This is a genomic window from Bradyrhizobium sp. IAR9 (genome assembly GCF_013408065.1).
GTDB lineage: Bacteria > Pseudomonadota > Alphaproteobacteria > Rhizobiales > Xanthobacteraceae > Bradyrhizobium.
On record NZ_JACBZW010000006.1, the window covers coordinates 375,303 to 400,200 of the forward strand.

General features: G+C 62.1%; 23 protein-coding genes and 1 tRNA gene. 7 read left to right on the forward strand and 17 right to left on the reverse strand.

All coding sequences use genetic code 11. The features are described 5' to 3' along the window. Window positions 1-470 precede the first annotated feature (470 nt). Window positions 471-2,111 (reverse strand): caspase family protein, encoded by a 1,641-nt coding sequence (locus GGD67_RS19230; protein ID WP_179735029.1) that lies wholly within the window; start codon window positions 2,109-2,111, stop codon window positions 471-473. 649 nt (window positions 2,112-2,760) lie between these two features. Beyond that, the gene (locus GGD67_RS19235; protein ID WP_179735030.1) at window positions 2,761-3,003 is read right to left on the reverse strand and encodes a hypothetical protein; all 243 of its coding nucleotides are present in this window, start codon (window positions 3,001-3,003) and stop codon (window positions 2,761-2,763) included. Between the two features lie 490 nt (window positions 3,004-3,493). Between GGD67_RS19235 and GGD67_RS19240 the strand changes: the two genes are divergently transcribed. After that, on the forward strand, window positions 3,494-3,739 hold the full coding sequence (locus GGD67_RS19240) for a hypothetical protein (RefSeq protein ID WP_179735031.1): 246 nt from the start codon (window positions 3,494-3,496) through the stop codon (window positions 3,737-3,739). Window positions 3,740-4,818: 1,079 nt separating this feature from the next. On the opposite strand, the gene GGD67_RS19245 is transcribed toward GGD67_RS19240, so the two are convergent. From GGD67_RS19245 to GGD67_RS19275, 7 genes are all read right to left on the reverse strand, one after another. After that, window positions 4,819-5,058, reverse strand: coding sequence for a hypothetical protein (locus GGD67_RS19245; protein WP_179735032.1), 240 nt, complete (start codon window positions 5,056-5,058; stop codon window positions 4,819-4,821). A gap of 227 nt (window positions 5,059-5,285) precedes the next feature. After that, window positions 5,286-5,495 carry a cold-shock protein gene (locus GGD67_RS19250; RefSeq protein WP_018321049.1) on the reverse strand — a complete coding sequence of 70 codons (210 nt, stop codon included), beginning with the start codon at window positions 5,493-5,495 and terminating at the stop codon, window positions 5,286-5,288. Window positions 5,496-5,763: 268 nt separating this feature from the next. Continuing rightward, complete coding sequence (locus GGD67_RS19255) at window positions 5,764-6,105, reverse strand: hypothetical protein (RefSeq protein ID WP_312013759.1); 342 nt, start codon at window positions 6,103-6,105, stop codon at window positions 5,764-5,766. Between the two features lie 38 nt (window positions 6,106-6,143). Next, the gene (locus tag GGD67_RS19260) at window positions 6,144-7,133 is read right to left on the reverse strand and encodes an HWE histidine kinase domain-containing protein (protein WP_179735033.1); all 990 of its coding nucleotides are present in this window, start codon (window positions 7,131-7,133) and stop codon (window positions 6,144-6,146) included. 481 nt (window positions 7,134-7,614) lie between these two features. Next, window positions 7,615-9,447: a site-specific integrase gene (locus tag GGD67_RS19265; protein ID WP_179735034.1), complete on the reverse strand. Its 1,833-nt coding sequence runs from the start codon at window positions 9,445-9,447 to the stop codon at window positions 7,615-7,617. Between the two features lie 99 nt (window positions 9,448-9,546). Continuing rightward, window positions 9,547-9,621: transfer RNA gene (locus GGD67_RS19270), tRNA-Glu, on the reverse strand. 57 nt (window positions 9,622-9,678) lie between these two features. Then, the gene (locus GGD67_RS19275) at window positions 9,679-10,023 is read right to left on the reverse strand and encodes a hypothetical protein (protein WP_179735035.1); all 345 of its coding nucleotides are present in this window, start codon (window positions 10,021-10,023) and stop codon (window positions 9,679-9,681) included. On the opposite strand from GGD67_RS19275, the gene GGD67_RS19280 reads away from it, so the two are divergent. From GGD67_RS19280 to GGD67_RS19290, 3 genes are all read left to right on the forward strand, one after another. Further along, window positions 10,022-11,029: an RluA family pseudouridine synthase gene (locus GGD67_RS19280; RefSeq protein ID WP_179735037.1), complete on the forward strand. Its 1,008-nt coding sequence runs from the start codon at window positions 10,022-10,024 to the stop codon at window positions 11,027-11,029. The genes GGD67_RS19275 and GGD67_RS19280 overlap by 2 nt on opposite strands. Window positions 11,030-11,246: 217 nt before the next feature. Then, the gene (gene rpoH / locus GGD67_RS19285) at window positions 11,247-12,146 is read left to right on the forward strand and encodes an RNA polymerase sigma factor RpoH (protein WP_018318222.1); all 900 of its coding nucleotides are present in this window, start codon (window positions 11,247-11,249) and stop codon (window positions 12,144-12,146) included. Between the two features lie 181 nt (window positions 12,147-12,327). Further along, a complete protein-coding gene (locus GGD67_RS19290; RefSeq protein ID WP_018318223.1) occupies window positions 12,328-12,669 on the forward strand; it encodes a hypothetical protein in 342 nt (113 codons plus the stop codon). A 9-nt stretch (window positions 12,670-12,678) separates the two neighbouring features. Here the strand turns inward: GGD67_RS19290 and GGD67_RS19295 are convergent, their stop codons facing one another. From GGD67_RS19295 to GGD67_RS19310, 4 genes are all read right to left on the reverse strand, one after another. Further along, entirely contained in the window at window positions 12,679-13,305 is a 627-nt protein-coding gene (locus GGD67_RS19295; protein ID WP_179735039.1) for an N-acetylmuramoyl-L-alanine amidase, read from the reverse strand. A gap of 34 nt (window positions 13,306-13,339) precedes the next feature. Next, a complete protein-coding gene (locus tag GGD67_RS19300) occupies window positions 13,340-14,551 on the reverse strand; it encodes a GGDEF domain-containing protein (RefSeq protein ID WP_026201983.1) in 1,212 nt (403 codons plus the stop codon). Between the two features lie 665 nt (window positions 14,552-15,216). Beyond that, the gene (locus GGD67_RS19305) at window positions 15,217-15,828 is read right to left on the reverse strand and encodes a LysE family translocator (protein ID WP_028140463.1); all 612 of its coding nucleotides are present in this window, start codon (window positions 15,826-15,828) and stop codon (window positions 15,217-15,219) included. 216 nt (window positions 15,829-16,044) lie between these two features. After that, window positions 16,045-16,419 (reverse strand): response regulator, encoded by a 375-nt coding sequence (locus GGD67_RS19310; RefSeq protein ID WP_018318227.1) that lies wholly within the window; start codon window positions 16,417-16,419, stop codon window positions 16,045-16,047. Window positions 16,420-16,540: 121 nt separating this feature from the next. Here GGD67_RS19310 and GGD67_RS19315 point away from each other — a divergent pair, with 121 nt between their 5' ends. Further along, on the forward strand, window positions 16,541-17,371 hold the full coding sequence (locus GGD67_RS19315) for an SDR family oxidoreductase (RefSeq protein WP_179735041.1): 831 nt from the start codon (window positions 16,541-16,543) through the stop codon (window positions 17,369-17,371). A 145-nt stretch (window positions 17,372-17,516) separates the two neighbouring features. On the opposite strand, the gene GGD67_RS19320 is transcribed toward GGD67_RS19315, so the two are convergent. Beyond that, entirely contained in the window at window positions 17,517-18,320 is an 804-nt protein-coding gene (locus tag GGD67_RS19320; protein ID WP_179735111.1) for a lytic murein transglycosylase, read from the reverse strand. 268 nt (window positions 18,321-18,588) lie between these two features. On the opposite strand from GGD67_RS19320, the gene GGD67_RS19325 reads away from it, so the two are divergent. Further along, window positions 18,589-18,933: a hypothetical protein gene (locus GGD67_RS19325; RefSeq protein ID WP_179735043.1), complete on the forward strand. Its 345-nt coding sequence runs from the start codon at window positions 18,589-18,591 to the stop codon at window positions 18,931-18,933. Between the two features lie 461 nt (window positions 18,934-19,394). After that, the gene (locus GGD67_RS19330; RefSeq protein ID WP_018318231.1) at window positions 19,395-19,631 is read left to right on the forward strand and encodes a hypothetical protein; all 237 of its coding nucleotides are present in this window, start codon (window positions 19,395-19,397) and stop codon (window positions 19,629-19,631) included. An 18-nt stretch (window positions 19,632-19,649) separates the two neighbouring features. Here the strand turns inward: GGD67_RS19330 and GGD67_RS19335 are convergent, their stop codons facing one another. The 3 genes from GGD67_RS19335 to dnaG form a co-directional block, all read right to left on the reverse strand. After that, a complete protein-coding gene (locus GGD67_RS19335) occupies window positions 19,650-20,030 on the reverse strand; it encodes a thiol-disulfide oxidoreductase DCC family protein (protein ID WP_092260645.1) in 381 nt (126 codons plus the stop codon). A 184-nt stretch (window positions 20,031-20,214) separates the two neighbouring features. Further along, window positions 20,215-22,356: an RNA polymerase sigma factor RpoD gene (rpoD, locus tag GGD67_RS19340; protein ID WP_092260643.1), complete on the reverse strand. Its 2,142-nt coding sequence runs from the start codon at window positions 22,354-22,356 to the stop codon at window positions 20,215-20,217. Between the two features lie 376 nt (window positions 22,357-22,732). Beyond that, window positions 22,733-24,745 carry a DNA primase gene (gene dnaG, locus GGD67_RS19345; RefSeq protein WP_179735045.1) on the reverse strand — a complete coding sequence of 671 codons (2,013 nt, stop codon included), beginning with the start codon at window positions 24,743-24,745 and terminating at the stop codon, window positions 22,733-22,735. Between the last annotated feature and the right edge of the window lie 153 nt (window positions 24,746-24,898).

The following is a 24,898-nucleotide window of genomic DNA, read 5'->3' on the forward strand; positions in this document are numbered from 1 at the left end:
GCCAGACCATCATCAGCCGGGCCTTCCCTAGTAGAGGACCTATAGGGGGGAGAGCGCGGTGGGCACACGACTTTCACCATCCCTACCCTTGAAGGTAGACCTCCATGCCCGCCACGACACGCCCTAGGGTAACCTTCGAGCGATGATGCCAACCCGGCCATCACCACCACTAGGTCCCCTGACGGAGCACCTTGAAGAGATAAGCAGGAGCCCCGCTACCTACCGCCCCCAAAGGGATGACCTTCAGGCCCCCGGGGGCTTTGGCGGCATGCTCGGAATGGCGGAAGACCAAGAAGGTCATCATCACCCTAACGCCTGCTCTTACGGCGACTGCAGGGGTCTGAGGACGAGCGTCCTTAGCGAGGAGGGAGTACACGGGCTATCAACGGCCTTAGAGGCTTTCCCTTGGCTATCAGAAGCGCATCAGGATCCCACCTTAGTGCTCAAAGCTCCCGGCTCGGCACCGAACGCTACGTTCTGCCGGCTCGGAGTTGGCACCGAACAAACGCCTCATTGGGTGGATCACTCGTGTGGCGCTTCGACCACCAACTTTTGCCATCCGGCGAGAGTCCGCCTCCGTTTTGGACCGCGCAGAGACAACCTAGCCGGTCACGCATCCTGTCGCATCGAGAGTCCCCGCTAGGCTGTTGCGCTTGTTTCGCCGCTCGCGTCTGATCTTCGCGATTAACACTTGAAGACGGGGCGCTGGTGTCCCTTGGCTTTTGGGAGCGCTCTTTATTGTTCGACGGGTCGCCAACCACAGGTGCTGGCTTATTCAGTTGCCACACCGGGTAGAGGTCGATCGTGGGCCTCTCAGTCGGATGGTCGGGATTAGAGTTCGACAATCTGATCACGTTCTTCCCGTCCAGCTTTACGGCAATCGTCTCGCGGAAATTCAGTGAGAAGCCGTTCCCTTCAATGTACTCGGCAAATTTGGAGTAACCGGCCGGCGTTTGCTGCCAAGACGCCTTTGTAGGCGGGCCCCAGAGCCAGTACCCACTGGCCAAGCCGGTTGCTGAAACAGCCGTAATAATCAACATCCCGTGACGGCCTCTGCCTTTCTCCCAGCCTTGCTTGCTAGACCACACGCCGACGAACCTCGCATTCGCTCCAGATGAGGCTGACCTATCGGCTGAGATGGTGAACTCGGGCATTTTCAATTGCTGCTTGGTCCCTATTGCCGCTACCCGCTGACTGTCCTCAGGCGTGAATTCACGGTGATCAGTCGCTATCGCGCTCGCCGTCGCTGCTTCCTTCGGGGCGCTAGTGTCTGTGTTAAGTGTGGACACGGTGGGCGCTGGCACAACGGGCGATGTGGGGACGCTAGAAGTGGGAGCACTCGGAGGACTTACAGTCGGTCCTTTAAGGTAGATCTCCTCCTTTGACAGCGACCCATACACAAAGGGCTGCTGTCCGCGCTTTGTCGCGGTCATGACATCATCACGCACTCGACGAAATAGAAATGACACTTCCAACCCGGGTGTCTCGATGTGCCGAAGGAGCGCGGTCGTGAATGGACTGTTTCTTCCGTCACCGTCGCTGGCAGTTGTCCCATCACGAGCCGCATATGCAACGAGTACATTATCCGTTGGTTCTGTAGCAGCCAATCCACGGGCTACCGCGCGGGTGGCCAAGGAACGCTTCATTTTTGCTTCAAATGGGTTGTTGCGGCACGCGTCCAGAATGACCAATCCTAGCTGTCGCGCCTTGCCGACCTGAAGATTGACCGACCTCAGACTGACTGCTTCGCTCTCAACATCTGTGTCGCTCCTCAACTCAGCGTCCGTTGGAATCAGCCAGTTTTCTCCTCCGGCTTCCATTCCATGTCCGGCATAGAAAACAACCGCCATCATTGAGCCTTCTGCGGAACGGCCAAACTCGACTAGCGCCTTGCGCATATCGGCAGCGGTCCCATTGCTCAACTGAGTGACCTTAAAGTCTAGACGTTCCAATGCACGAGCGACGTCGGTCGCATCTCGTGTAGGGTTCGGGAGGATAGGCACGCGTAAGTATGCACCATTACCAATGACCAGCGCGACTCGCTCGGCAGCAAGTGCCGGCGCCGCGGCCAGAAGTAAAACGAACATCATGAAAATGAAGCGCGGTCGCATCGCTGCCCCCTAGGCTGCACCTTAGGTAATCGACTTCTGAAACGCTGAGCAGACTAAACGATGATTCGAAACGGCGCCACCAAAGGGGAACCGGACGACCGGCTGTGCACCAGGAGACCTCCCGCGACGGTTCGCCGTAATGTTGGCGGCCAAGGGGTCGCCACCCGGCAATCCGGCCAGGACAGTGATCGTGCGTTACGGGTGCACTGCTCGACTTGGCTCACGTAGGTGCGATCCGGCCCGCTCCAGAGCCAAATCCTGTTGATCAGCCCAAGTCCCTTGCAGACTGGACCATGCCTGCTCACTGTGAGAGGTCCGCTCGTGACCCATTTGCGGGCCTCGCCTGTGGCTAACCTGATGCCGCTCTTGGCAGCCGGAGAAACCGTGAGCAATTAGATCGGGCGGCAATTAGCGCCTGTCTACCGTTTGACCGTTGGCCTTCTTCTCGAGTTCATCGATTCTGTCGAGCGCCTTGCTGAGGAGCTCGCCTAACACCAGCAGTGTTGAGTAGAGCTGCTGCGACATACCGGGTGTTGCAGCATGTATTACTCGCTTTATTTCCTCTCGCATTGCCATGGCCGTTCTCGTTGTGCATTTCGTGATCGGAACAAAGATAGACGCGACTTCATCGGCTCTGTGCAAGTCGAAGTCACTTGCGGCGATCCTGCTCCATCCGGTTAGCAGTCGCGAGTTTTCTCGCGATGTACTGCTTTAGATCACCGACCTCTTTCTCCAGAGCCTCTCGCGAGATGTTTTGAGTCTTGGCCCCTTCAATGAGGCGGCCAACCAATTCGTCCACGCTTTGTGAAGCCCCCGGCGTCCCATATTGCTCCGAGGGGTGAACGCTGTTCTCGACCCAAAAATCAATGTACTCGCCTGTCGTCGTTGGCATGTGAAGTTTCTGCCAGTATCGGATTGAGTCTCCGCGTGGAGAGTAACCAGTGGAGAGTAACCAGTGGAGAGTAACCAGTGGAGAGTAATTATATGCAGAGCTGGGGGCAAGGCGGCGGGCGCACAGCGGTGCTTAGCTATCGGACATTCCAGTTGTGGGCCTGTGTCTCCCTCGGCTCACCGGCTATCCTGCTTCCATCGTCAGCGGCCTAGTTCTATTTTCGCAGTGGCCTGTTTCGCCTTTTGAGCGCATAAACCGGGATGCCCGATTCCCACTACCGAACCTGCCAGTGTGGAGCGGTCTATAGCCGAACCGAGGCGATGGCCCCAAGTCGGCAGATCGCCAGCTTCGAGTGCTCGGTTTGCGGTGCGACCATGGAATCGTGGAACACTGCTTGGGTGCCCATCTATCGATTAATTGCTGGCCCCATCCGTCTTCCGCGACCCAGCTAGTTATTGCAACTTTTGGCAATTCCGCGGATTGGCCACGGATGGCAGAGTCGTTCGGCACTTCATTCACTATCGTTGAGGTGACCTCGGACGGCGCTTCGCAGCCAACGAAGCAGATGTGGCTCGCCTTAGCCAAGCCTAATCAGGCATTGACTCTAGTCCTTGCTGCCGTTTCCGAAGGCTGGACTGCGGAAGTTGTACCAGCGGTCCTCACTGAGAAGCAGCAGAGGATGTTCGAGGAACTCAACCTCAAACCCGGCGATGTTTACAGGATCGCTCCTGAGTAAGACATGCTCGGTCAGGCGGGCGGCTCTGCTATTTGCTCCAAGCCGAAACACGGCGCAACGGGGTTCCCTTTTCGGCGGCCTTCCTACATAGTTCGGCATGGCAAAAATAAAAGTGAATTTCAGACCAGTTCGTAAATCCGAGGGCGACTGGGCGATCATCGCCGAATACCCGGGCGCAGAAGCGCGAGAGATTTCCGGCTTCACGAGCAAAGCCGAAATTGACGATTGGATGAATGGAGAGCGTCGGATCGCTTGGCTCCGGTCACAGGGTTATGCGAAGTGACTGGATGATCCCTTCAGGCGTACGTCCGGTGCTTCTGGCGTGCCCTTCCAGCTCCACAACCGAAGCGCCATTCTCGCGGGCGACGAGACTCTCTGGCGGCAAGCGAGGTGCTGAACGCTGACCCCTTTGACAATTCCCAGCGGCCGGTAGCCCGACGTGTCGACCTATAAAGAAGTGTCGAGCTTGCTTTCAGGCTGGAGGCGGCCTTGAAGCGGACCATCAGCGTTGTTACGCGAGTCGGCCATGATCGATGAGAGTAAGAGTCCTATGCAAACGGCGGGATATCGACCAGCGTTCCGATCAATCGCAACAATGCTTGCTGTTCTGGTCCTTTCCCGTCACGCAAGAACTCGCCCAACTCGATGTGAGATAGCCGGCCGCCAGAGGGCGCATTGGGCTGGTGGATTATAAAAGCGTAACCGTTTGTAGGCTCGCGCGCGATGAACCATGCGTCCCCGTTTGGGCTCCGATAGAGCTCCCGGCGATCTGACATTTTTTCCTCCCTGCTGCCTACACACTGTCTGACGGACGCTTGCGGGAAAGATGCAGAGATCAGTGAAAATACGAAAGCTGATCTTCCGTGACGACGCGCTCAATGTTCTCGGACCTGCACTTGATGCGATACCTTACTCGTCCATCGGACTCGATCGGCATGCATTGTACGATCGTGTAGATCCTCGGCAATTCAGTTGCTGCGCGTCCTTGCGGACCTTGAGCGTGGTGCCGAACCTCTTCATTTAGCTTATAGGCGTATAACATATTTTCCTCCTCGTTTACGGCTCTATCGATGCCCTTGCTAGTCTTCAAGAATGGATTTTGTAGCTTCGAATATCTGTTCCGCCGTGCCCTTGATCGTGCCCTTTGCCCAAGCTTGGAACACTGTGACATATGCGTTCTTGTAAGCCGCTTCGTCCGCGGAGAAGTAGACTTCGTCTGTGGCAGTATCCAGGACAAGCGCCCCTGTATCGATGCAGATTTCCTCGATCAGGACCATGCGTTCTTCTTGCTCGGCTAGATGACGTCTAACGATGCTCATTGGGTCTCCTGCTTGGCACCGAGGAGTCTCGTTCCCGATGCGGTTGGTGAACATGCTGACGTAGTCCACCGGACACAGGCGCAACAGGAAGCCGCAGTGGCGCCCGCTTTTCGATCGTCTTACCTGCTTGAATGAAAAACCCCGCCCCGATAACTCGAGAGCGGGGCAGGACCACAAGCTCTGCCAGTACATCCGTGGCTAGAGCGACAGGTCTGTCGTGCTCTTAACTAAGCAGCACGAAGATTTTCGGCAGCGGACTTGCCAGTACGACGGTCCGCAACGACATCGTAAGATAGCGTCTGACCTTCCGTCAGAGTTCCCATACCGGCGCGTTCGACCGCGCTGATGTGAACAAAGACGTCATTGGTGCCGTTTGATGGCTGGATAAAGCCGAAGCCCTTTTGGGTATTAAACCACTTCACTGTACCGGTGTTCATCAGGTTTCCTTCTTATGCGCGCAGGACCTAGCCCGCAGAGTTGCGGCCAGCCGTCCGATTAGTCGATGATGGAGAATGTCTGAAACGTGCGCGCCATCAGGATCTGAGGCGAAAGCGGAACAGTTGTTCGGCCAGTATCGATATGCGCGATAGTACACTAGCGGTTGACAGATTTCAAGAAGAAAGCCAGCCGCGTGCACCGATTGAAGCGACTAGCGTGAAGCACCCGCAAGTGACGATATAGGCCGGAGCGACCAAGTAAACATCCTTACGTTTCCCCCAGGGCGCTCCGAAGGGTCTTGAGTAGATACTCCCGCCTCCATGACTTTCCGACATTGACCGCGTCTCGCAGGGCGGGATGAGCTTGGAGGTCGGCGGCAACGTAGCCGCTGGCGAGTATGAACGGGACTGCCATCGCCCGGAGTGTCTCCGCGACCGGGGTAATCCATTGTCCAGCTAAGTTGACGTCGAGGATGGCGGCGTCAGGCCGGTCTACCTTCAATAGCTGCAGAGCGCCCTCGATGTCAGCGACCGGACCGACTACGCGGTACCCAGCAGTCCTCAACTCGGCGTCTAGCTCCAACGCGATAAGGTACTCGTCCTCGACCACCAGTATTCGGGGAGTTTCCGGCACAATTGTCCCCGTGTTCAAGACTCCACAGGCGCAGTGATGTGAACCCTTAAACCGGTTGGCTCATAATTCAGTTCCACCGCGCCGCGTAAGCCTTGCACGGCGCTAAGATCGATCAGTCTGGAGCCGAAGCCGGAGCGAGTTGGCGCAGTCACCGGCGGGCCATTTTCCTCGCGCCAGTCTATGTGCAGGAAGGTGTTGCCCCGCTCTTCCGACGTGCGCCAGCTCAGGTGGACTAGCCCTTCAGTGTTGGAGAACGCTCCGTACTTCCAAGCGTTGGTGACCAGTTCGTGCAGAATGAGGCTCATCGGCATGATCTGCCGTGGGCTGAGACGCACCGCTGGTCCGGGGGTGATCCGGTATCGCTCCGCGCTCGCGGCCGCCAACGACTGCTCCACAAGGGCACTCAGATTGACTTCAGCGCTGCCGGCAAGCGCGATCGTCTCGGCTTCGGCCACGGCCTGGAACCTTCCCAAGAAGGCGTCGCGATATTCCTTGGCTGTGCGGCCCTCCACATCTGTCTGATTGGCAAGCGACCGTACAATCCCCAGAAGGTTCTTCATCCGGTGGCGCGTTTCAGCGAGGAGAATGTCCTTCTGGACGTCTCGTTGCCGCCTGTCGGTCACATCCTCAAAAAGGATCAGGAGGCTGGTGCTGTTATTGTCGGGGTGGACGAGACGACGTGCGCTGACCAGCATTGTGCGCGGACCAATGATCGGGAACTCGGCTGTCACCTCATATCCGACGACGGCGGCAGACCGGGGAATGATCTCGCCGACGAGGCGTCTGAGTTCGGGTATGTCCCATTGACCTCCGCCCAGGTCGAACAGGCTGCGCCCAACCGTCTCATCCCGAACCACTCTGAAGGTTTCGTAGAATCCGCGGTTGGCCGTAAGGACGCAGCCCGCCTGGTCAAGTACCAGAAGGGGCTCCTCAAGCGTGTCAACGATCCCTTGCGCTTGGACATGCTCGCTGCGCAGAAGCCGGTACAAGTCTTCGAGATTCATCTGCCCGCTCACTTAGAAGGTTCCTCATAAGCTAATACGGGGCGCGGTCGTTCACAAAGGAAATTGGCCAGTGTGCTGGTAACAATGTCCGCACTTGAGCGCAGACCCGCAACAGCTAGACACAATGAATGTAGCCAAAGCTTCCCTTTAGTTCGTTCAGGGCACCTGTGAGCGCTTCCGCTGAATGCCTCGGCGCGATCCCGCTTGTCAGAGGATGTCTCCTCCTGGCCGGCCCTTACCGGACCTATGTTCGCCCGAAGGGTTTGTCAGCTATCGGTGAGTGATGCGATCTCGATGGCGGGAAATTTCGCGATGGCGTTCGCCTTTGCCTTAATGGTCACATCACCGTAGCCCTCCTACCGCTAATACTGAGAACATGCTGGATGGCAATAATCGACCGCGACTTCTACGAACGGGTGCGGAAGATCAATGGACGGCAGTATCAGATCGACGAGGCTGAAGCTCAGAGGTATCGCGCGGCCTAAGCTCGGGCGGCGTTCGGTCTGGACCAACTCAGTTGGCGCAGGTCGGTGGGAGCTTGAACCTCATCTATAGCCTTCGCGAGTGGCTTCAGCGAAAAGCCCTTGCCGTACGAACGGCCAACCCCACCGCTGGAGTGACCTGTGAGGGCATCATGCATTTCTTCGGGAATGCCAGCGTCACGGGTCATCCGCTTAAAGGTATGACGGAAGGAATGAAAAACCTTAGCGGTATCCGCCACGCCGCATGTCGATCGCAGATAGCGACCGAACCACTTTGACCATGCTGATGAACGTGTCCGCTCACCCTCGGCATTGACCTCCGGCCACAGCGGGCTCTCCAAGCTGGCACCTTGCTTTAGCAGCGCCTCCCGGTACTTCAGCAACCCGATGCGCTTCAATTCCCTGTGCAGCGGCACATGGCGGATGGATGAGTTGGTCTTCGTGGAGCGTCCGCCAGTCCGGTCGATGTCGAAATACCACCGCTTCGTGTCTTCGTCCTTCCGGAGATCGCATATCCGCAACTGTGCGATTTCGTCGAGGCGCATCCCGGAGAGGAGACCGATGAGCGGAAACCAGAAAGCTGCTTCCCCGCCACCACCGGTAGGACGATCATTATTCGCATATACAGGTGATGCGAAGATTGTCTTCAGGTCGAGCTTCTCGAAATGCTTGCGCCGCGTCTGGTGGTTGTCGACTGACAACCGAATGGCCTTCCCAAACGGATTTACAAAGCCTGTCACCTTATCAAGGAAGCCTTCGCGTTCAGCCCGAGAGATAATCCCACCAAGCACCTGAACGATCTTATTCACGGTGGTTGCCTCTCGGGGCTTGAACCCGGATAGGTCCCGCTTGAGCAACTCGGGCAGGGGCAGCCTGCGGAAATCGCGCGGCAATGCGGCGGGCACCATGGCGACCGCATCACGAAATTCGCGGGCCTTCTCGCGGGTAATCTCGCCAAGCCGCAGATCGCCGTGCAGTTCCTTGAAGTACCGGATGGCTTGCTCCGCCTCCGTCACCGTGTTGGCATTCGGCTTCTTAGTATTGTGCGCCGAACCACCGGCAGCCCATGACGCCAGCGCCTCGGAGAGCTTTGGCCCCCGCTCATCGGTAGACGGCTCGGCCACTATCGGAGTCGGTATGATTTCCCCGCGCTGCCGTTTCCTCATGGCATCGTAAGCCCGCACATGGGCTTCAAGGACCACGAGAGCGGCCTTTTGAAACTCCGGCGAGGATTTGCTCAGGTAGATGCCACGCGCTTTCAGGGCGACGTTGGTCTCGGGATAGACGATCTTCGGATCACGTCGGGCGTAGGCGGCTCGGAACTCGTCTTCAAACACCGGCAGCAGTTCACCGTACATGTGAGCATGATCAGCGGACATTCCCATCTGTGTGCTGGGCGGCACCGCCACGAGGTCGGGCCACTCTGCTCGCTGCTCAGAAGTTTGCAGATGTCGCCGGTCATCGCCCTCCGTCCGCTCGACTTCGTCCTCCGCAAGCAAGGCAGCAAAGACACCCTCGCCTAATTGCTTCAGATCGAACTTTACCGGCTGCTCCGTGACAGTGGACGGTGTAAGGGCTTCCATTGCCGCGTCGAACAACTGGGTTGCCTTCAAGGCCTCCTGATGGTCGCGCCGTTTCGCCTGCTTCAATTCCTTCGTCCCGAGCGAGCGAACAAGTTCACGCTTGAAGCAACGCGTTTTCTGATTGACGAGGTCCGGGAAAGCATCGCGCATATGAGAAGGCACAGGCTTTCCGGCCAGCGCTTCAGGCAGCCTTCTGCGAAACTCGTAGGTGCCGGATGCACGCCGTTGCATGTAAGTCAGAGCCGCCATTGTGGACCACCCTTGTGGGCTACGATTGTGTAGCAGGGCGGCCTCTCTAAGCTCATGATTGCTTAGAGTTTTCAGCTTTTCAATGGCTTAGGATTTGGCTGGCGCTCCCTAGGGGAATCGAACCCCTGTTTCAGCCTTGAGAGGGCCGCGTCCTAACCGCTAGACGAAGGGAGCGTGAGGGCTAGCCAATAGCCTCGAAATTTGTCCGCCGCAAGGACCCCGAGGAGCCTTTTACGGCTCATTGGCGAATTTCAGCCGTCCGGCCGGCTTGAGGGTATGGGCGTCGAAGGTGCGGATCTCGATGATGCCGCCGACATCCAGGCTGACCACGAGGCGGTCGCCGGCGAGGCCGGTGGAGACGATTTTGGCGCCCTTCGGCAGGATGGCGGTGACGTCACTGGCCGCCTCGGCCGCCCTTCCCTCCGACTTGAAAAGGCGGTAGCCCACCGCGATCAGCACGGCGCAGATCGCCAGCGCCGTGGTCAACCCCGCGATCAGCATCATCCGCCGCACCCGCGCGAACAGCGCGGCCTGCTCGGGGCTCGGTTCGGGAACAGCGGTATCAGTCGTCGTCATGGAAAATTTTGGCTCTGCGCAAAGGTTGGAGGTTGTCGTCGCCGGCAACGAGGGGTCGGCCCGGCTCGACCGCGTGCTGGCGGCACACCTCACCGACCTGTCGCGATCGCGGCTGAAAGCCCTGATCCTGGCGGGCGCGGTGAGCCTGAAGGCCTCCGCGGTCCGCGACCCCGCTTATCACGTCACATCCGGCGATACGATCATAATCGACGTGCCGGAGGCGGCCCCGCCGGAGCCGAAGGGGGAGGATATCGCCCTCGATATCGTGTTCGAGGACGATGACATCGTCGTCCTCAACAAGCCGAAGGGGCTGGTGGTGCACCCCGCGGCCGGCCACGAGACCGGTACGCTGGTGAACGCGCTGATCGCCCATTGCGGCTCTTCGCTGTCGGGCATCGGCGGGGTGCGCCGGCCCGGCATCGTGCACCGACTCGACAAGGACACCACAGGGCTGATGGTGGTCGCCAAGAACGACCTCGCCCATGCCTCGCTGACCGCGCAATTCGCCGACCACGGCCGCACCGGCGCGATGCGCCGCGGCTACGTGGCCTTTGCCTGGGGTGTGCCGGGCCGCCATCGCGGCACCGTCGACGCGCCGATCGACCGCCATCCGCATGCACGCGAGAAGATGGCGGTGCGCCAGGGCGGCCGCGAGGCGGTGACGCATTGGGAGATTCTGGAGACTTTTAACGGACGCGACGGCAAGCCGATCGCGACGCTGCTCGCCTGCGAGCTCGAGACCGGGCGCACCCACCAGATCCGCGTCCACCTCGCTCATATCGGCCATCCCCTGATGGGCGATGCCGTCTATGGCCCGCATTTCAAGACCAAGGCGAACCAGCTGGCGCCCTCGTCGCAGGCCGCTCTGGCCGCGCTTGGGCGGCAGGCCCTGCATGCGTATTTGCTGGTATTGGAGCACCCGAGGACCGGAGAATTACTCCACTGGGAGGCGCCTTTGCCGGAGGATTTGCTTCTCCTCCAGAGCTCCCTGAAAGCGGCGGTATGACGCAGGCCCTTTAAGAAAAGCGTTACATTACAAAAGATTATAGCTGCCACACGGGGTCGTGACGTCAGCAATCCTTCCCTTTTTGCCCCCCCATGGGGTATATTGCGGCTGCGTTGGAAATGACCAACGGAACATCGCAGCTACGGCCGGCTTTAACACAGCGGTCGTCTGCCTGGCCCGCCGCTATCGGGGGCCTGAACCTTTGGAGGGCTTCAGTATGGCCCGTACCGCTGCTTTGCCGGTCCTCAATGGAGAATCCGGCCTTTCCCGTTACCTCGCCGAGATCCGCAAGTTCCCGATGCTGGAACCCCAGCAGGAATACATGCTCGCCAAGCGTTGGCGCGAGCATGACGATCGCGACGCGGCGCACCAACTCGTCACCAGCCACCTCCGGCTCGTGGCCAAGATCGCCATGGGCTATCGCGGCTACGGCCTGCCGATCTCCGAGGTCGTCTCGGAAGGCAATGTCGGCCTGATGCAGGCGGTGAAACGTTTCGAACCCGAGAAGGGGTTCCGTCTCGCCACCTATGCGATGTGGTGGATCAAGGCGTCGATTCAAGAGTACATTCTGCGTTCCTGGTCGCTCGTGAAGATGGGCACCACCGCGAACCAGAAGAAGCTGTTCTTCAACCTGCGCAAGGCGAAGAGCAAGATCAACGCGCTGGACGAGGGCGATCTGCGTCCCGACCAGGTGAAGATCATTGCCAAGCGCCTCGGCGTCACCGATCAGGACGTGATCGACATGAACCGCCGCCTCGGTGGCGACGCGTCGCTCAACGCACCGATCCGCGACGACGGCGAAGCCGGCGAATGGCAGGACTGGCTGGTCGACAATACGCCCAACCAGGAAGCCATGCTGGCCGAGCACGAGGAGTACGACGAACGCCGCGACGCGCTGAACGGCGCCATGGGCGTGCTCAACCCGCGCGAACGCCGCATCTTCGAGGCTCGCCGCCTCGCCGATGAGCCGATGACGCTGGAAGACCTTGCTGCCGAGTTCGGCGTGTCGCGCGAGCGCGTCCGCCAGATCGAGGTCCGCGCCTTTGAGAAGGTGCAGTCCGCGGTCAAGGGCACGATCGCAAGGGCCGAACAGGCCGCGCTGGAAGCCGCGCACTAAGCGGGGCGTTGCCGCGGCAAGAGATTGGCGGATCGAGAAAGAGAAAAAGCCGGCGGCAACGCCGGCTTTTTTGTTGGGTGAGCTGCGGCAGCTTCGCGAAGCTGGCGGGGCACCTTGAACGCCTATGACGGGTCGCCCGACACATGATGGTCGGATCACATCACAAGAACGGACACGCACCGTGTCGATCATCCTGCAATCCACCGTCGGCGGCTTCTCTCCCCAGTTCATGCGCAAGCTGCCGCTGGTCGAGCAGGCGATGCGCGAGCACGGGCTCGAGCCGTCGGAGTTCGTGATCTCCAAGGACTATGCAGGCACGGCGACGATCCCGCTGATGGGGCCGTTCTTCTTCAGTTACAGCGTGTTCTTCGGCGAGGAGACATTCACCGTCACCGAGCCGAACGACATGGTGTTTCTGGATTACTTCTTCAAACGCGTGCTGGCGGTCGATGATCCGCCGGAATTGCCGCAGCGGCCGGGGTTGATGCGACGGTTCTTCGGTTGGATGGCGCAGGCGGTTTAACGCCTGCCGTCACTCCCCCCACATCCTCGCCAGCGTCGCGAGCCAGCAGCCTTCGCAATAGCGCGCGTCCTTGTAGTCGATCCAGTTGTGGGCATAGACGCGGTCGAGCGGGATGTCGTAGCGCGCGCGCAGGACCTGAACGAGCACGCGCCACGCCGCGACCTGCGCGTCGGTCGGACCGGTCGTCACATCAGGATAATTGCCGGCGAACTCGACGCCGATCGAATTGTCGCGCACCACTTGCCGATAGGTCGCGCTGTTGTCGATGTACTTGTTGTCGTTGCGGTTGGCGCCGTCGCCATGGGTCGGCACCAGGTTTTCCGCGACCGCCCAATAGACCGTGCCGTCGGTTTCCACCCACACGGTGACGCCGCGCCGCGTCGGGGTCTTCGCTTGCGCTTGCGCGCCGCCGCGCGCCGAGCCCGCCGGTCCTTCGGTCTGGTGCACGATGATGTTGCGCCAGGGTCTTGCGCTCCGGACGTCACCCCATGGCGCCAGCCAGACCAGCTTCAGGCCGGGAATGTCGGGCGTGCCGGAGGCGCGTGCGAGCTTTGCGAGCTCGGCATCCTCGGCAGCGGCGGGGGCGATCAGAAAGAAAGCGGCCAGAACGGCCGCGAGCAGGCGAGCGATCATCATGCGGGTCCAACGGTGACCGCAACCTAGCATGGCCTCAGGCGAAATGGCGCGCGGTCTCGCCCCGGCCGATCGGCTCAGGCGAGAGCGGCGGCGACGGATCGTAGACGGCAAAATCGTTCTTGCCGTTCTTCTTGGCGGCATAGAGGGCGTGGTCGGCATTGGCCATCAGGCGATCCGGGAATTCGCCGATGCCGCGATCCCACTGCGCGACGCCGATCGAGATCGCGATCGGGATCTCGCTGCCGGTGCAGGCCTCGGCATCCTGACGGCAGACCTCGAGCACGCGGCGGGCGATCGCGGCGGCCTCGCGCAAGGACGAGGACGGCAGCACGACGCAGAACTCGTCGCCACCGGTGCGGGCCAGCATGTCGCCGGGCCGCAGCCGCGTCTGCGCCATCAGTGTGAAGTGCTGCAGGCAGGCATCGCCGGCGGCATGGCCGTGGGTGTCGTTGATGGTCTTGAAGCCGTCGAGATCGATCACTAGCAGCGAGAACGGCGCGCCGCTGCGCTCCGAGCGGGCGCATTCCTCGGTCAGGCGCTGCAACAGATGCCGCCGGTTGGCGACGCCGGTGAGATCGTCGAGCAGCGCGAGGTCGGCGACCTCGCCCCGCAGCCGGTCCATCGCCATCAGCAGGAAGCCGAAATTGAGCGTCATCGACAGGAACAGCAGCCCCAGCACCATCACGGCATGGGTCTGGCCGCCGGCTTTTGCCGACAGATCGTGGCCGAGCAGATTGCCGATCGTGCGGGCAATGAGGATCGCGATGATGGTGAGGATGACGATGCCGGACAGCCGCGCGCCCGGGCTGACGCGCCCTTCCGGCGGCGACAGCAGCAGACGCAGCGCCAGCATCAGCGGCAGGGCCTGACCGAGCGTGTAGCTGAGCATCCGCAGCTGCATGTGCTCGAAGCCGACCATGAAGACCACGACGCCGGCAAGGCTCAAGCCTCCCGTCGCCGTCATCAGGCGCCAAGAGACCGGCCGGCCATAGAAGCGCTGAATGCCCATCGCGGCGAGGCAGCTCGCGGCGATGACACCGGCCGCGCCGAGCAGAAGCGGGAGGGGAGACGCGACGAACAGGCGCACCAGCGCCGTCATCGCTCCGATCGCGCCGACGAAGGACGATGCCATCCAGAACCGCGCGGCGGCGAATTTCGGATAGGAGCGCGTCACGTAGGCCCAGATCACGCCGAGCGCCAGGAAGTTGACGACGAAGACGGTCCAGAGCGTCGGTACGTTCAGCATGACGCGTGCGGCATGCGCAGCGTCGCGCCCCCCGTCCCTGGCAGCCGTCCGTCCATGACCCATCCCCGTTTTCTTGCGGAGAAGAATGCGGCCTTCGCGCTTAATGGAGTCTCACCGCGTTCCGGCAAAACGCGCCTTTGGTTTTGGATTCATGAACGGCGCCGCTCCGTTGTCGGATCGTTAGGGATGTCGGCGGCGACGCCGCTTCGACGCTGCGATGCGGATTCGCGCACCAAAATCACCCGAAAATGCATCTGAGCTGTGGATAACGCGATGACACGGATGTGACAGCGCGGGGCAGGAAGGCGCGAATCTGCTGAGTTTGTCGTCGAGGATGTTGCGAGGCTGGCCCTCCGCCGAGCATCCCTCGTGTCGCGTTCCACCATTAACCCTTAAGAGGATCCTATGGCTAAGAAAGCGAAGAAGGCGACGAAGAAGAAGGCGAAGAAGGCCAAGAAGGCGAAGAAGAAGTAACGAGGCTTGTTCTTTGCCCGGGTGGAGCTTGCTCCGCCCGGGCGTCGGGTAAGTTTGAAGGTGGCGGGCGCGAGGCCCGCTTTTTTATTGGGTGGTGTTGAGAACGCTGCCCCTCCTGGACGCCGCATCAAGAACGTGGATGCCCGGGACAAGCCCGGGCATGACGAACCTTTCAAAAGGTGAAGGAGAAACTACCTTTCCGCAAAGGCCAGCTTGGCGCCGAGCGCGGCGAAACCAGCGGCGAAGCTGCGGCGCAGCCAGGCCATGATGCGCGGGCGGGAGATGACGTGCTCGCGCACCGAGGCGGCGCAGAGGCCGTAGACCACGAACACCGCAAGGGTCATCGCCATGAAGGCACCGCTCAATTCCAGCATGCGCGCCAGCACATGGGCTTCGTCCGCCGCGATGAACTGCGGCAAGAAGGCGAGAAAGAAGATCGACAGTTTTGGATTGAGGATGTTGATCAGAAAGCCGGTGACGATGACGCGGCCGACCGAACGCTCGCGGATCTCGCCCTCCACCGCCAGCGCACCTTGCTCGCGCAGCGCCTGCCAGGACATGTAGAGCAGATAGAGCACCCCGCCCCATTTCAGCGCGGCAAAGGCGAGCGCGCTGGTGTGGAGCACGGCGGCGAGCCCGAGCATGGCCGCCATCATGTGCGGCACGATCCCGAGCGTGCAGCCGAAGGCGGCGGCGAGACTGGCACGCGAGCCGCGCGTCAGCGCCGCAGCCAGGGTGTAGAGCACGCCGGTGCCGGGCGAGGCGACGACGATGAGCGAGGTGAGCAGGAAGGACCAGGACATGGGCGGACGCTAGCACCCGGCATCGCGGCGGGGAAGCCAGGTCTCGGGCCTTCAGTCTCTGACCGTCACCCTGAGGTGCTCGTCCGCTTGGGCGAGCCTCGAAGGGCGACGGCCCGGCTGCGTCTCGGCCGTGCATCCTTCGAGGCTTCCCATCGGGCGCTTTGCGCCCGATGCCTCGCACCTCAGGATGACGGATTTGATAGCGAAACCTTCGCTTCACGCCAGCTGCGCGAGCTCGGCTTCGCGCAGCACATCGAGCGGCGCCCAGGGTTTGGCCCAGAACTTTGCGCCGTCGGGCAAGGGCTGCATCAGGGGGCGGCCGGAGGTGACGACGACGTCGAGCTTGGGATTGCGGTCCTTGGCGACGTGCGCGAGCTCGACGCCGTTCATGCGCCCCGCGAGCTGGACGTCGGTCATCATCAGGCAGAGCGCGCCGGCGCTCTTGTCGAGGACGCGCTCGGCGGCCTCGGCGCTTTCGCACTGGATGACCTGGTAGCCGCTCTCCTCCAGCAGCAGGCTCAGCATCTCCCGCTGCATGACGTCGTCTTCAACGATCAGCGCAGTTGCACGAAATGGCTGTGCCTGTCCCATCAGCGTCTCCCAATGATCGCTTGCGTAACGTATGTTAAGGAGCCAGGGCGCCTGCGGTTCAGTTCCATTCTGAAAAAATGTAAATCATGGTTCCACGCGCAGGGACTTGACGGGGGGATTCATGACCACGATTCGCGGCGCCGCCGCCATCACGGGAGCCGCCAGCGGCATCGGCCGGGCGCTGGCGATCGAGCTTGCACAGCGCGGCTGCGATCTTGCGCTGGCCGATCGAGACGAGGCCGGGCTGAAGACGCTCGCGGCCGAGATCGGCGCGGGACGCAAGGTCAGCGTGCACCGCGTCGACGTCGGCGAGCCCGACGACATCGCGCAGTTCGCGAACGAGGCGACCTCCTCCCATCCCGCGCTCGGCATCGTCGTCAACAATGCCGGCGTGGCGCTGATGGGCTCGTTCGAGGAGATCGACCAGGCGCAGATGGACTGGCTGTTCGACATCAATTTCTGGGGCGTGGTGCACGGCACGCGCGCCTTCCTGCCGCATCTGAAGACGCTGGCAGAGGCGCACATCGTCAACCTCTCCTCGATCTTCGGCATCATCGCGCCGCCGGGGCAATCGGCCTATGCGGCGGCGAAATTCGCGGTGCGCGGCTTCTCCGAGAGCGTGCGGCACGAGCTTGCGGTGGCGGGCAGCCCGGTCAGACTGTCGGTCGTGCATCCCGGCGGCGTCGCTACCGCCATCGCGCGCAACTCCCGCACCGGGGTCGGCGTCACCGACAATGCCCGCCGCGCGCAATCGATCGAGCGGTTCGAGACCGCGGCGAAGACCACGCCGAAAAACGCCGCGCTGCGCATCATCAAGGGTATCGAGAAGAACGAGCCCCGCATCCTGATCGGCAACGACGCCCGCTTCATGGACCTGTTGCAGCGGTTTCGGCCGGCAACGTATTGGGCGCCGCTGCAGCGGCGGCTGGAGAAAATGGCGAAGGGGACGTGAGGTCGGGGACGCGATGGCGTTGCTTCGCCCTCCGCTGTCGTAGGGTGGGCAAAGGCGCCCTTGCGCCGTGCCCACGATCTCTTTGCCGCCGACAGAAGTCGTGGGCACGCTACGCTTTGCCCACCCTACGAGACTGAGTATGTGGTCACTGCCCCGCCAGCCGGTCCGCAAAATAGCCGATCGTCTTCCTGTAGATCACCGCCCTGTTCCACTCGCGCATCGCCTCGAAGTTCGGCGTGCCTTCGCCGTAGGGCTGGCCCAGCTTGAAGCCGCTGGTGTGGAGCAAATTCGCGGTCGAGGCGAGCACGTCGGGGACGCTGTGACGGAGGTCGACATGGCCGTCGCCGTCGAAATCGACGCCGTATTTGATGTAGGACGACGGCAGGAACTGGGTCTGGCCGATCTCGCCGGCGAAGGCGCCGATCAGGTCGCGCAGCGGCAGGTCGCCGCGTTGCACGATCTTCAGCGCAGCGAGCAGCTCGCCCTGGAACAGATCGGTGCGGCGGCAATCATGCGCGAGGGTTGCGAGCGTGCGGACCACCGGCATCTTGCCGATGTCGCCCTTGCCGAAATCGCTCTCCAGCCCCCAGATCGCGACCAGGATATAGCGGGGCACGCCGAACTGCTGCTCGATGCGCGAGAGCAGCGCGGCGTGGCGCTGCAGCAGCGCTCGGCCGCCGTTGATGCGGCCGGGACCGACGCGGGTCGAGACATACTGCTCAAAGCTCTTGTTGAAGGTGTGGCGCTGGCGCCGGTCGAAGGCGAGCACCGCGCCATCGGGGGTGACGCCGCTGAGCGCCGCGCTGGTCACGCTTGCCGAAACGCCGGCCGCTTGCGCTTCCTGGGCCATGGTGGCGACGAAACTGTTGAAGTCCCCGCCGCAGCGCGCGGCCTGCGCCCCGCCGGCCAGACAAATGACGGACGCGGCGGCGAGAAGCAGTTTCAGCATGTCGAGCAATCCCCTTAAAAATCTCAAGCTGCGAAGCAGCGCGCGGATCATGCCCGGGAACGCAGCGAGCGTCAAAGCAGCAAGCTTGATCCGCATCAAACTGTCTCACGCCCTGCTGTCTAGATTGCAGATACACGGGAGCCGCCGAGGAGAAGCGTCCGTGACCGGCCGGGTTGACGAATGAGAGAGCTGGCGCTGTGACAATGTTGCTTGCGCCACACCACTGCGCGATCGACGACGACGTTGAGCCAGGATGAAGCGATCAACCATGTCCAACCATCAACATCCTCACCGGCCAGCCCGCTCCCTCCTCCGCATTCCCCTGTTCCGCCTGCTCGCCATCAACCTCGCGATCGGCACCTGCGCCGCGACGCTCCTCGTCGGCGGGCTGCTCTGGCTCAACCCCGGACATCTGCGCGAGCTGATCTTCGCCGACAGCTCACCCGGCATCGCGCTCGCGCTGCTGGTGGCTTCGTTCCTCATCACCTTCGGCTCGGCTGCGATGGGCAGCGCGATCATGGCGCAGGGACTTAAAGAGCACAGCGGCAAGGGCGGCGGACACGGGTCGCGGCTGGCGGTGCAGGAGACGGCGCGGCGCACGCGCACGCATTGAGACATCAGCCACGACGATGGAACTCGCTTTTACAAATCGAGATCACACTGTCTGCACGCAGGCGGGAAGAGGTGCAGGCTGGCACGCCTTCCGATACAGCGCGCCACGCGCGTTGCATTGCGAAGGCCGGCAAGATGAACAAACTGGTTTGACGCTCTAAACAATTGCTTCGATGTGAATCGAAACCAGATGTCGCGACCATCGCATATCTGATCCGCTCGCTGCGACATCAACGCCGCCACGATTTGCCTTGCCATCGCAGGGCGTCTTCTATAGCCTTCTATTTTAGGTTGTCACCCTGCCAGCCCCGGGTGACGCTGAAGACCAAAAATAAGCGGCGGGCTTCGGCCCGCCGTTTATTGAGGCAAGGATCCCTTGCGCAGCGGGCCCACGGCTCCGTACCGACCCCGGCGACGCGCGAAGTCATTTGACTATGACGCGGCTATCGACGACAAGCCGCCATGGCTAAAAAACCCGGAACCAATCCCAAAGGCGAATTCGCCTTTTTCAACGTCTTCTATGAAGACGATTCCCAGCGCTCCAACCGCCGCGTGCCGAGCGAGCTGCTCGGCGGCCTCGACGGCGACGAACCCGCCCGCGCCTTCATCATGGAGCAGGACCGCGAGATCGCCGAAAAGAGCGGCCGCCCCGCGCTCGAGATCAAGCGGATCGAGCGGGTCGGGGTGAAGAAGAAGTAGGACGACATAAGCAGGCGCTCACCAGCGCCCGCTCCTTTTATTCCAGGCAAACAGCAGATCGGCAAACCGGTCGTAGCCGAACCGCGTGAATGGCAGCGCCACGCGATTGCCGAACAGCGCAGCAAGCCAGCCCTCCCCCGGCGTCAGCCTCCACAACGCAATCGCGACATCCGCACCGACGATGAGCCGCCCCGCTTCATCGGTCGCATGCAGGCGCCGCCTGATGTCGTCGAGCGAAGCACCAAAGTGCGCCAGCGCGTCGGGCTGCTCGTTGATGTCCCTGAACTCGACCGTACCCGCGCGCACCAGCGCCAGCAGCTTGTTGCGCTGCCAGTCGATGCCGGCGTCGCAAACGGGGCAGCGGGTGTTGTACCAGACGGTGAGGTGATAGTCGGGCATAGCTGGCGGGGTTGAAAAAAGCGGAAGAGCAACGGAGATGGAATGAGCAAACCAACGGCATCCGCCTCGCAATTTACTATCCGACGCAATCCAGGCGCTAGCACAAAGAAAAACGGCGGGCTTTTCGGCCCGCCGTCTTCGTTACGATGGATGCCCGGGTCGGGCCCGGGCATTACAATCCCGATCAATTATCCAAGAAGCTCCGCAGCTTCCGCGACCGCGACGGATGCTTCAGCTTCCGCAGCGCCTTGGCCTCGATCTGACGAATACGCTCGCGCGTCACCGAGAACTGCTGCCCCACTTCTTCCAGCGTGTGGTCGGTGTTCATGCCGATGCCGAAGCGCATGCGCAGCACGCGCTCTTCGCGCGGGGTGAGCGAGGCGAGCACGCGCGTGGTGGTCTCGCGCAGATTGGACTGGATCGCGGCGTCGATCGGCAGGATCGCGTTCTTGTCCTCGATGAAATCGCCGAGGTGTGAATCCTCTTCGTCACCGACGGGCGTTTCGAGCGAGAGCGGCTCCTTGGCGATCTTCAGGACCTTGCGGACCTTCTCCAAGGGCATGCCGAGCTTTTCGGCGAGCTCTTCCGGGGTCGGCTCGCGGCCGATCTCGTTGAGCATCTGGCGGCTCGTGCGCACGATCTTGTTGATCGTCTCGATCATGTGCACGGGGATGCGGATGGTGCGGGCCTGGTCCGCAATCGAGCGGGTGATCGCCTGCCGGATCCACCACGTCGCGTAGGTCGAGAACTTGTAGCCGCGGCGGTACTCGAACTTGTCGACCGCCTTCATCAGGCCGATGTTGCCTTCCTGGATCAGGTCGAGGAATTGCAGGCCGCGGTTGGTGTATTTCTTCGCGATCGAGATCACGAGACGGAGGTTGGCTTCCACCATCTCCTTCTTGGCCTGGCGTGCTTCGCGCTCGCCCTTCTGCACGGAGTGCACGATCTTGCGGAACTCGACGATCTCGAGGCCGGTCAGGGCTGCGAGCTGATGCACCTCGTGACGCAGGTCCTTGATGCGGTCCTTCTCGTGATGGACGAAGTTCTTCCAGCCCTTGGCCGAGAGCTTCGAGACGCGGTTGAGCCAGCGCGGATCGAGCTCCGAGCCGGTGTAGTTGCGCAAGAAGTCCTCGCGCGCGACGCCGTGGCTGTCGGCAAGGCGCATCAGGCGGCCCTCGTGCGAGACGAGGCGCTTATTGATGTCGTAGAGCTGCTCGACGAGCGAGTCGATACGCGCCTGGTTGAGGCGCAGCGACTTCACCTCGACGATGATCTCGTCCTTCAGCTTCTTGTACTTGCGCTCCTGGTGCGGCGAGAGCGACTCGTTCTGGAGCTGGTTCTGGATGTCCTGCTCCTGAAGCTTGCGCAGCTTCTTGTAGCTGTCGGCGATCTTGTCGAAGATCTCGACCACCTTCGGCTTGAGCTCGGCCTCGATGGCCGCGAGCGACATCTGGTTCTCGAACTCGTCGTCGTCCATGTCGGACTCGGCCGCAGCCTCGCCCGGATCCTTTTCCTCGCCGGCTTCCGTGCCGCCCGGCGCAGGCGCGGCCCGGAACGGGGTCGGCGACGGCGGCGCGGCGGGCGGGGCGACATGCGCGGGCGCGCCGGTCGCGGCGGCCTGGCCGCCCTCGGCAGGCGCTTCACCGTTCTCGCCGGTGGGACCTGCGATCATCGCATTGTTCATCCCGGCCTTGGCGTCGGGGCCGGCATAGGTGGCTTCGAGATCGATGATGTCGCGGAGGAAGATCTTGCCTTCGTTGAGCTCGTCGCGCCAGATGATGATGGCCTGAAAGGTCAGCGGGCTTTCGCACAGCCCTGCGATCATCGCCTCGCGGCCGGCCTCGATGCGCTTGGCGATGGCGATTTCGCCTTCGCGGGAGAGCAGCTCGACCGTGCCCATCTCGCGCAGATACATGCGCACGGGATCGTCGGTGCGCTCGCCCGGCTCGCTCTTCTTGACCTCGGTGACGGCCTTCTGGGTGACCTCGACGAGCTCGTTGTCGGTCTCGTCCTCGCCGCCCTCGTCCTTGTCCTCCTCGCCTTCGCTATCGTCGGCTTCGGTGACGTTGATGCCCATGTCGGAGAGCATCGACATGATGTCCTCGATCTGTTCGGGCGAGGTTTGGTCGGACGGCAAGACTTCGTTGAGCTGATCGAAGGTCACGAAGCCGCGCTTCTTGGCCTGCTTGATCATCTTCTTTACGGCGGCGTCGGACAGGTCGAGCAACGGCGAGGGCGCGTCCTGGGAATCCTTTTCCGGCGCGTCCGCTGCCTTGTCGTCTTTTTCCTTGTCCTTCGCCTGCAGCGTCTTTGCCTTGGTGGCCATCCATTGCTCCTAAACGCGCTTCAATGCAGTCGGCTCGCCGCGTCTGCCTGAATTCACATGAACCTGTTGCCCGACGCTCTCGCTTCGGCAGCTCTCGACACGGAAAGGGCGGCGCACATATCTCTCGCCACCCCCAACTCTCTCTCGCCGGAAATGCCTAACGCTTCGTCAGCCTCTTTGTCGCAGCGGATGCAGGTGTAGTGCCAACAGCAATTGCGCGGATTCATTCCTGACGCGTCTGTTCTGCCTGCGGCCGCCTGGTGGCCAAAGTGCTACAAGACCGTTAAGCCTCGATTAACCCTGTTTTTGCCGCCAAACCTTGGATTTGGCGAGTCTTTTAGCGGTTCCGGCTCCGGCCGTCCGCATGATTCTTTCATCACACGCTCTTCTGGAACCGACCCGACAGCTCGCCAAAACCCTCGATCAGGGCTTCGGTGCCATCGACCTCGGCCATCCGGGCCTTGACGTCACGCAGCCACGCCAAATTGGCCTCGCTGGGGTCCTCCCCCAAGGCCAGCTCGGCGTCTTTCAGCTCTCTAAGTAGTGAATGCCATTGCCGATGCAAGGCAACCAGCTGATGCCAGGTGGCGAGAACGTCGTCGGGGGCGGCGCCTTCGCGGGCGCCCCACACCGCCGCGGTGGTGATGCCGTTCTCAACCCGTTGAAGGATTTGCGAAAATCCGCCTTTGGCGAGATCGCCGCGCATCTTTTCGGCCTGCTCGCCGGGGTCCGGGGAATGGTGGTGGTCGTTGGCAAAGGCGGCGATGATGCCGGCCCTGAGCTTGTGGGCCTCGGGATGGGCGAGCTCCAGGGCCGCGACCTCCTCGAGGTGGTCGTGCAGCAGCCAGGGGTGGTTGATCAGGCATTGCAGGATCAGCGCCTCCCGGCGGGAGATGGCGCTGCGCTGGCCGCGCATGATCGGGCTGGCCGCCAGCTGCGGGCTCGCCGCCTGGTAGGGGCCTGACGGTAGCGGGATGGGACCGGGGGGACCGCGGCGGCCGCCGCCGAACCCTTGCCCCCCGAATCGATTCGCGCCTCCTCCCGCGGCCCGGGGCTGGAATTGGCGGCCGGAATTACCTTGGAGATTGCCCCGGCCGGCAAAGCCGCCGCGGCCACCCTCGGGCGCGAAAGTGCGCCGCAGCCGCTCGGCAAAATCATCGCGGTAATAGCGCCGCACCACCTCGTCGCGGATGCCGTTCGCGAGCTCCTTGATGCGCGCCTCCAGCGCGGCGCGGCGCTCGGGGGTGGCAAAATTGCCGCCTTCGAGCTCGCGCGACCAGATCATCTCGGCAAGCGGCTTCGCCGCCGCGATGACTTCCTCGATGGCGCCACGACCGCCGGAGCGCGCGAGATCGTCGGGGTCCTGGCCTTCCGGCAGCAGCGCGAAACGAAGACTCTTTCCGGGCGCGAGGAATGGCAGCGCGAGATCGGCGGCACGATACGCCGCCTTCTGGCCGGCGCGGTCGCCGTCGAAGCAGAGGATCGGCTCGTCCGCCATCTTCCACAACAGCGCCAGCTGGCTTTCGGTGAGCGCGGTGCCGAGCGGCGCGACGGCGCCGGCAAAGCCCGCGGTGACCATGGCGATGACGTCGACATAGCCTTCGACCACGATCAGCGCGCTGCCGTCATGGGTGGCTTTGCGCGCGGTCTGGTGATTGTAGAGATTGTCGCCCTTGTGGAAGAGCGGCGTCTCCGGCGAGTTGAGATATTTGGCCGGAACGTCCTTCTCCAGCGCGCGCCCGCCGAAGGCGATGACGCGGCCGCGTAAGTCCGTGATCGGAAACATCACGCGGTCGCGGAAGCGGTCGTAGGGAACGGGAATGTCGTCTCCGGCGACCAGCAGGCCGGTCTCGACCATGTCGTCGACGGAGACACCGAGCTTGCCGAGATGCTCCTTCAACGCGAAGCGATCGGGCGAGGCATAGCCGAGGCGGAACTGCAATTGCGTCGCCGGCGAGATCCCGCGGTCGGCGAGATAGCCGCGCGCCTTGGCGCCGACGCGCGAGGCCAGCGTCTCCGCGAAATAGGTCGCGGCGAGATCCATGACGTCATGGAGCGTGCGGCGGCGCTGCTCCTGCCGCGCCGCATCCGGCGTCACCGCCGGCAGCGCCAGGCCCGCCATGCTGGCGAGCCGCTCGACGGCCTCCGCGAACGGCAGGCCGTCGGTCTCCATCACGAAGGAGATGATGTCGCCGTGCTTGCCGGAGGAGAAGTCGTGGTAAAAACCCTTCTGGTCGTTGACGTAGAAGGACGGCGTCTTCTCCTGCTGGAACGGCGACAGCCCCTTCCACTCCCGCCCGGCCTTCTTCAGCTTGACGCGCTTGCCCACGACTTCGGAGACCGAAAGCCGGGCACGAAGCTCGTCGAGGAATTGGGGCGTGAAGCGCATGGGCCTCTGTAGCGCGAACCGGGGTGAGTCGGGCGAAAGATCAGGGATATAGGGGCGGCGGGCCTAAAAGTCAGGTTTGTCAGGATTATACGCGCTGTTCACAGGCCTTTGGTCCCGTCACCCTGAGGTGCTCGCCTCTTCGGCGAGCCTCGA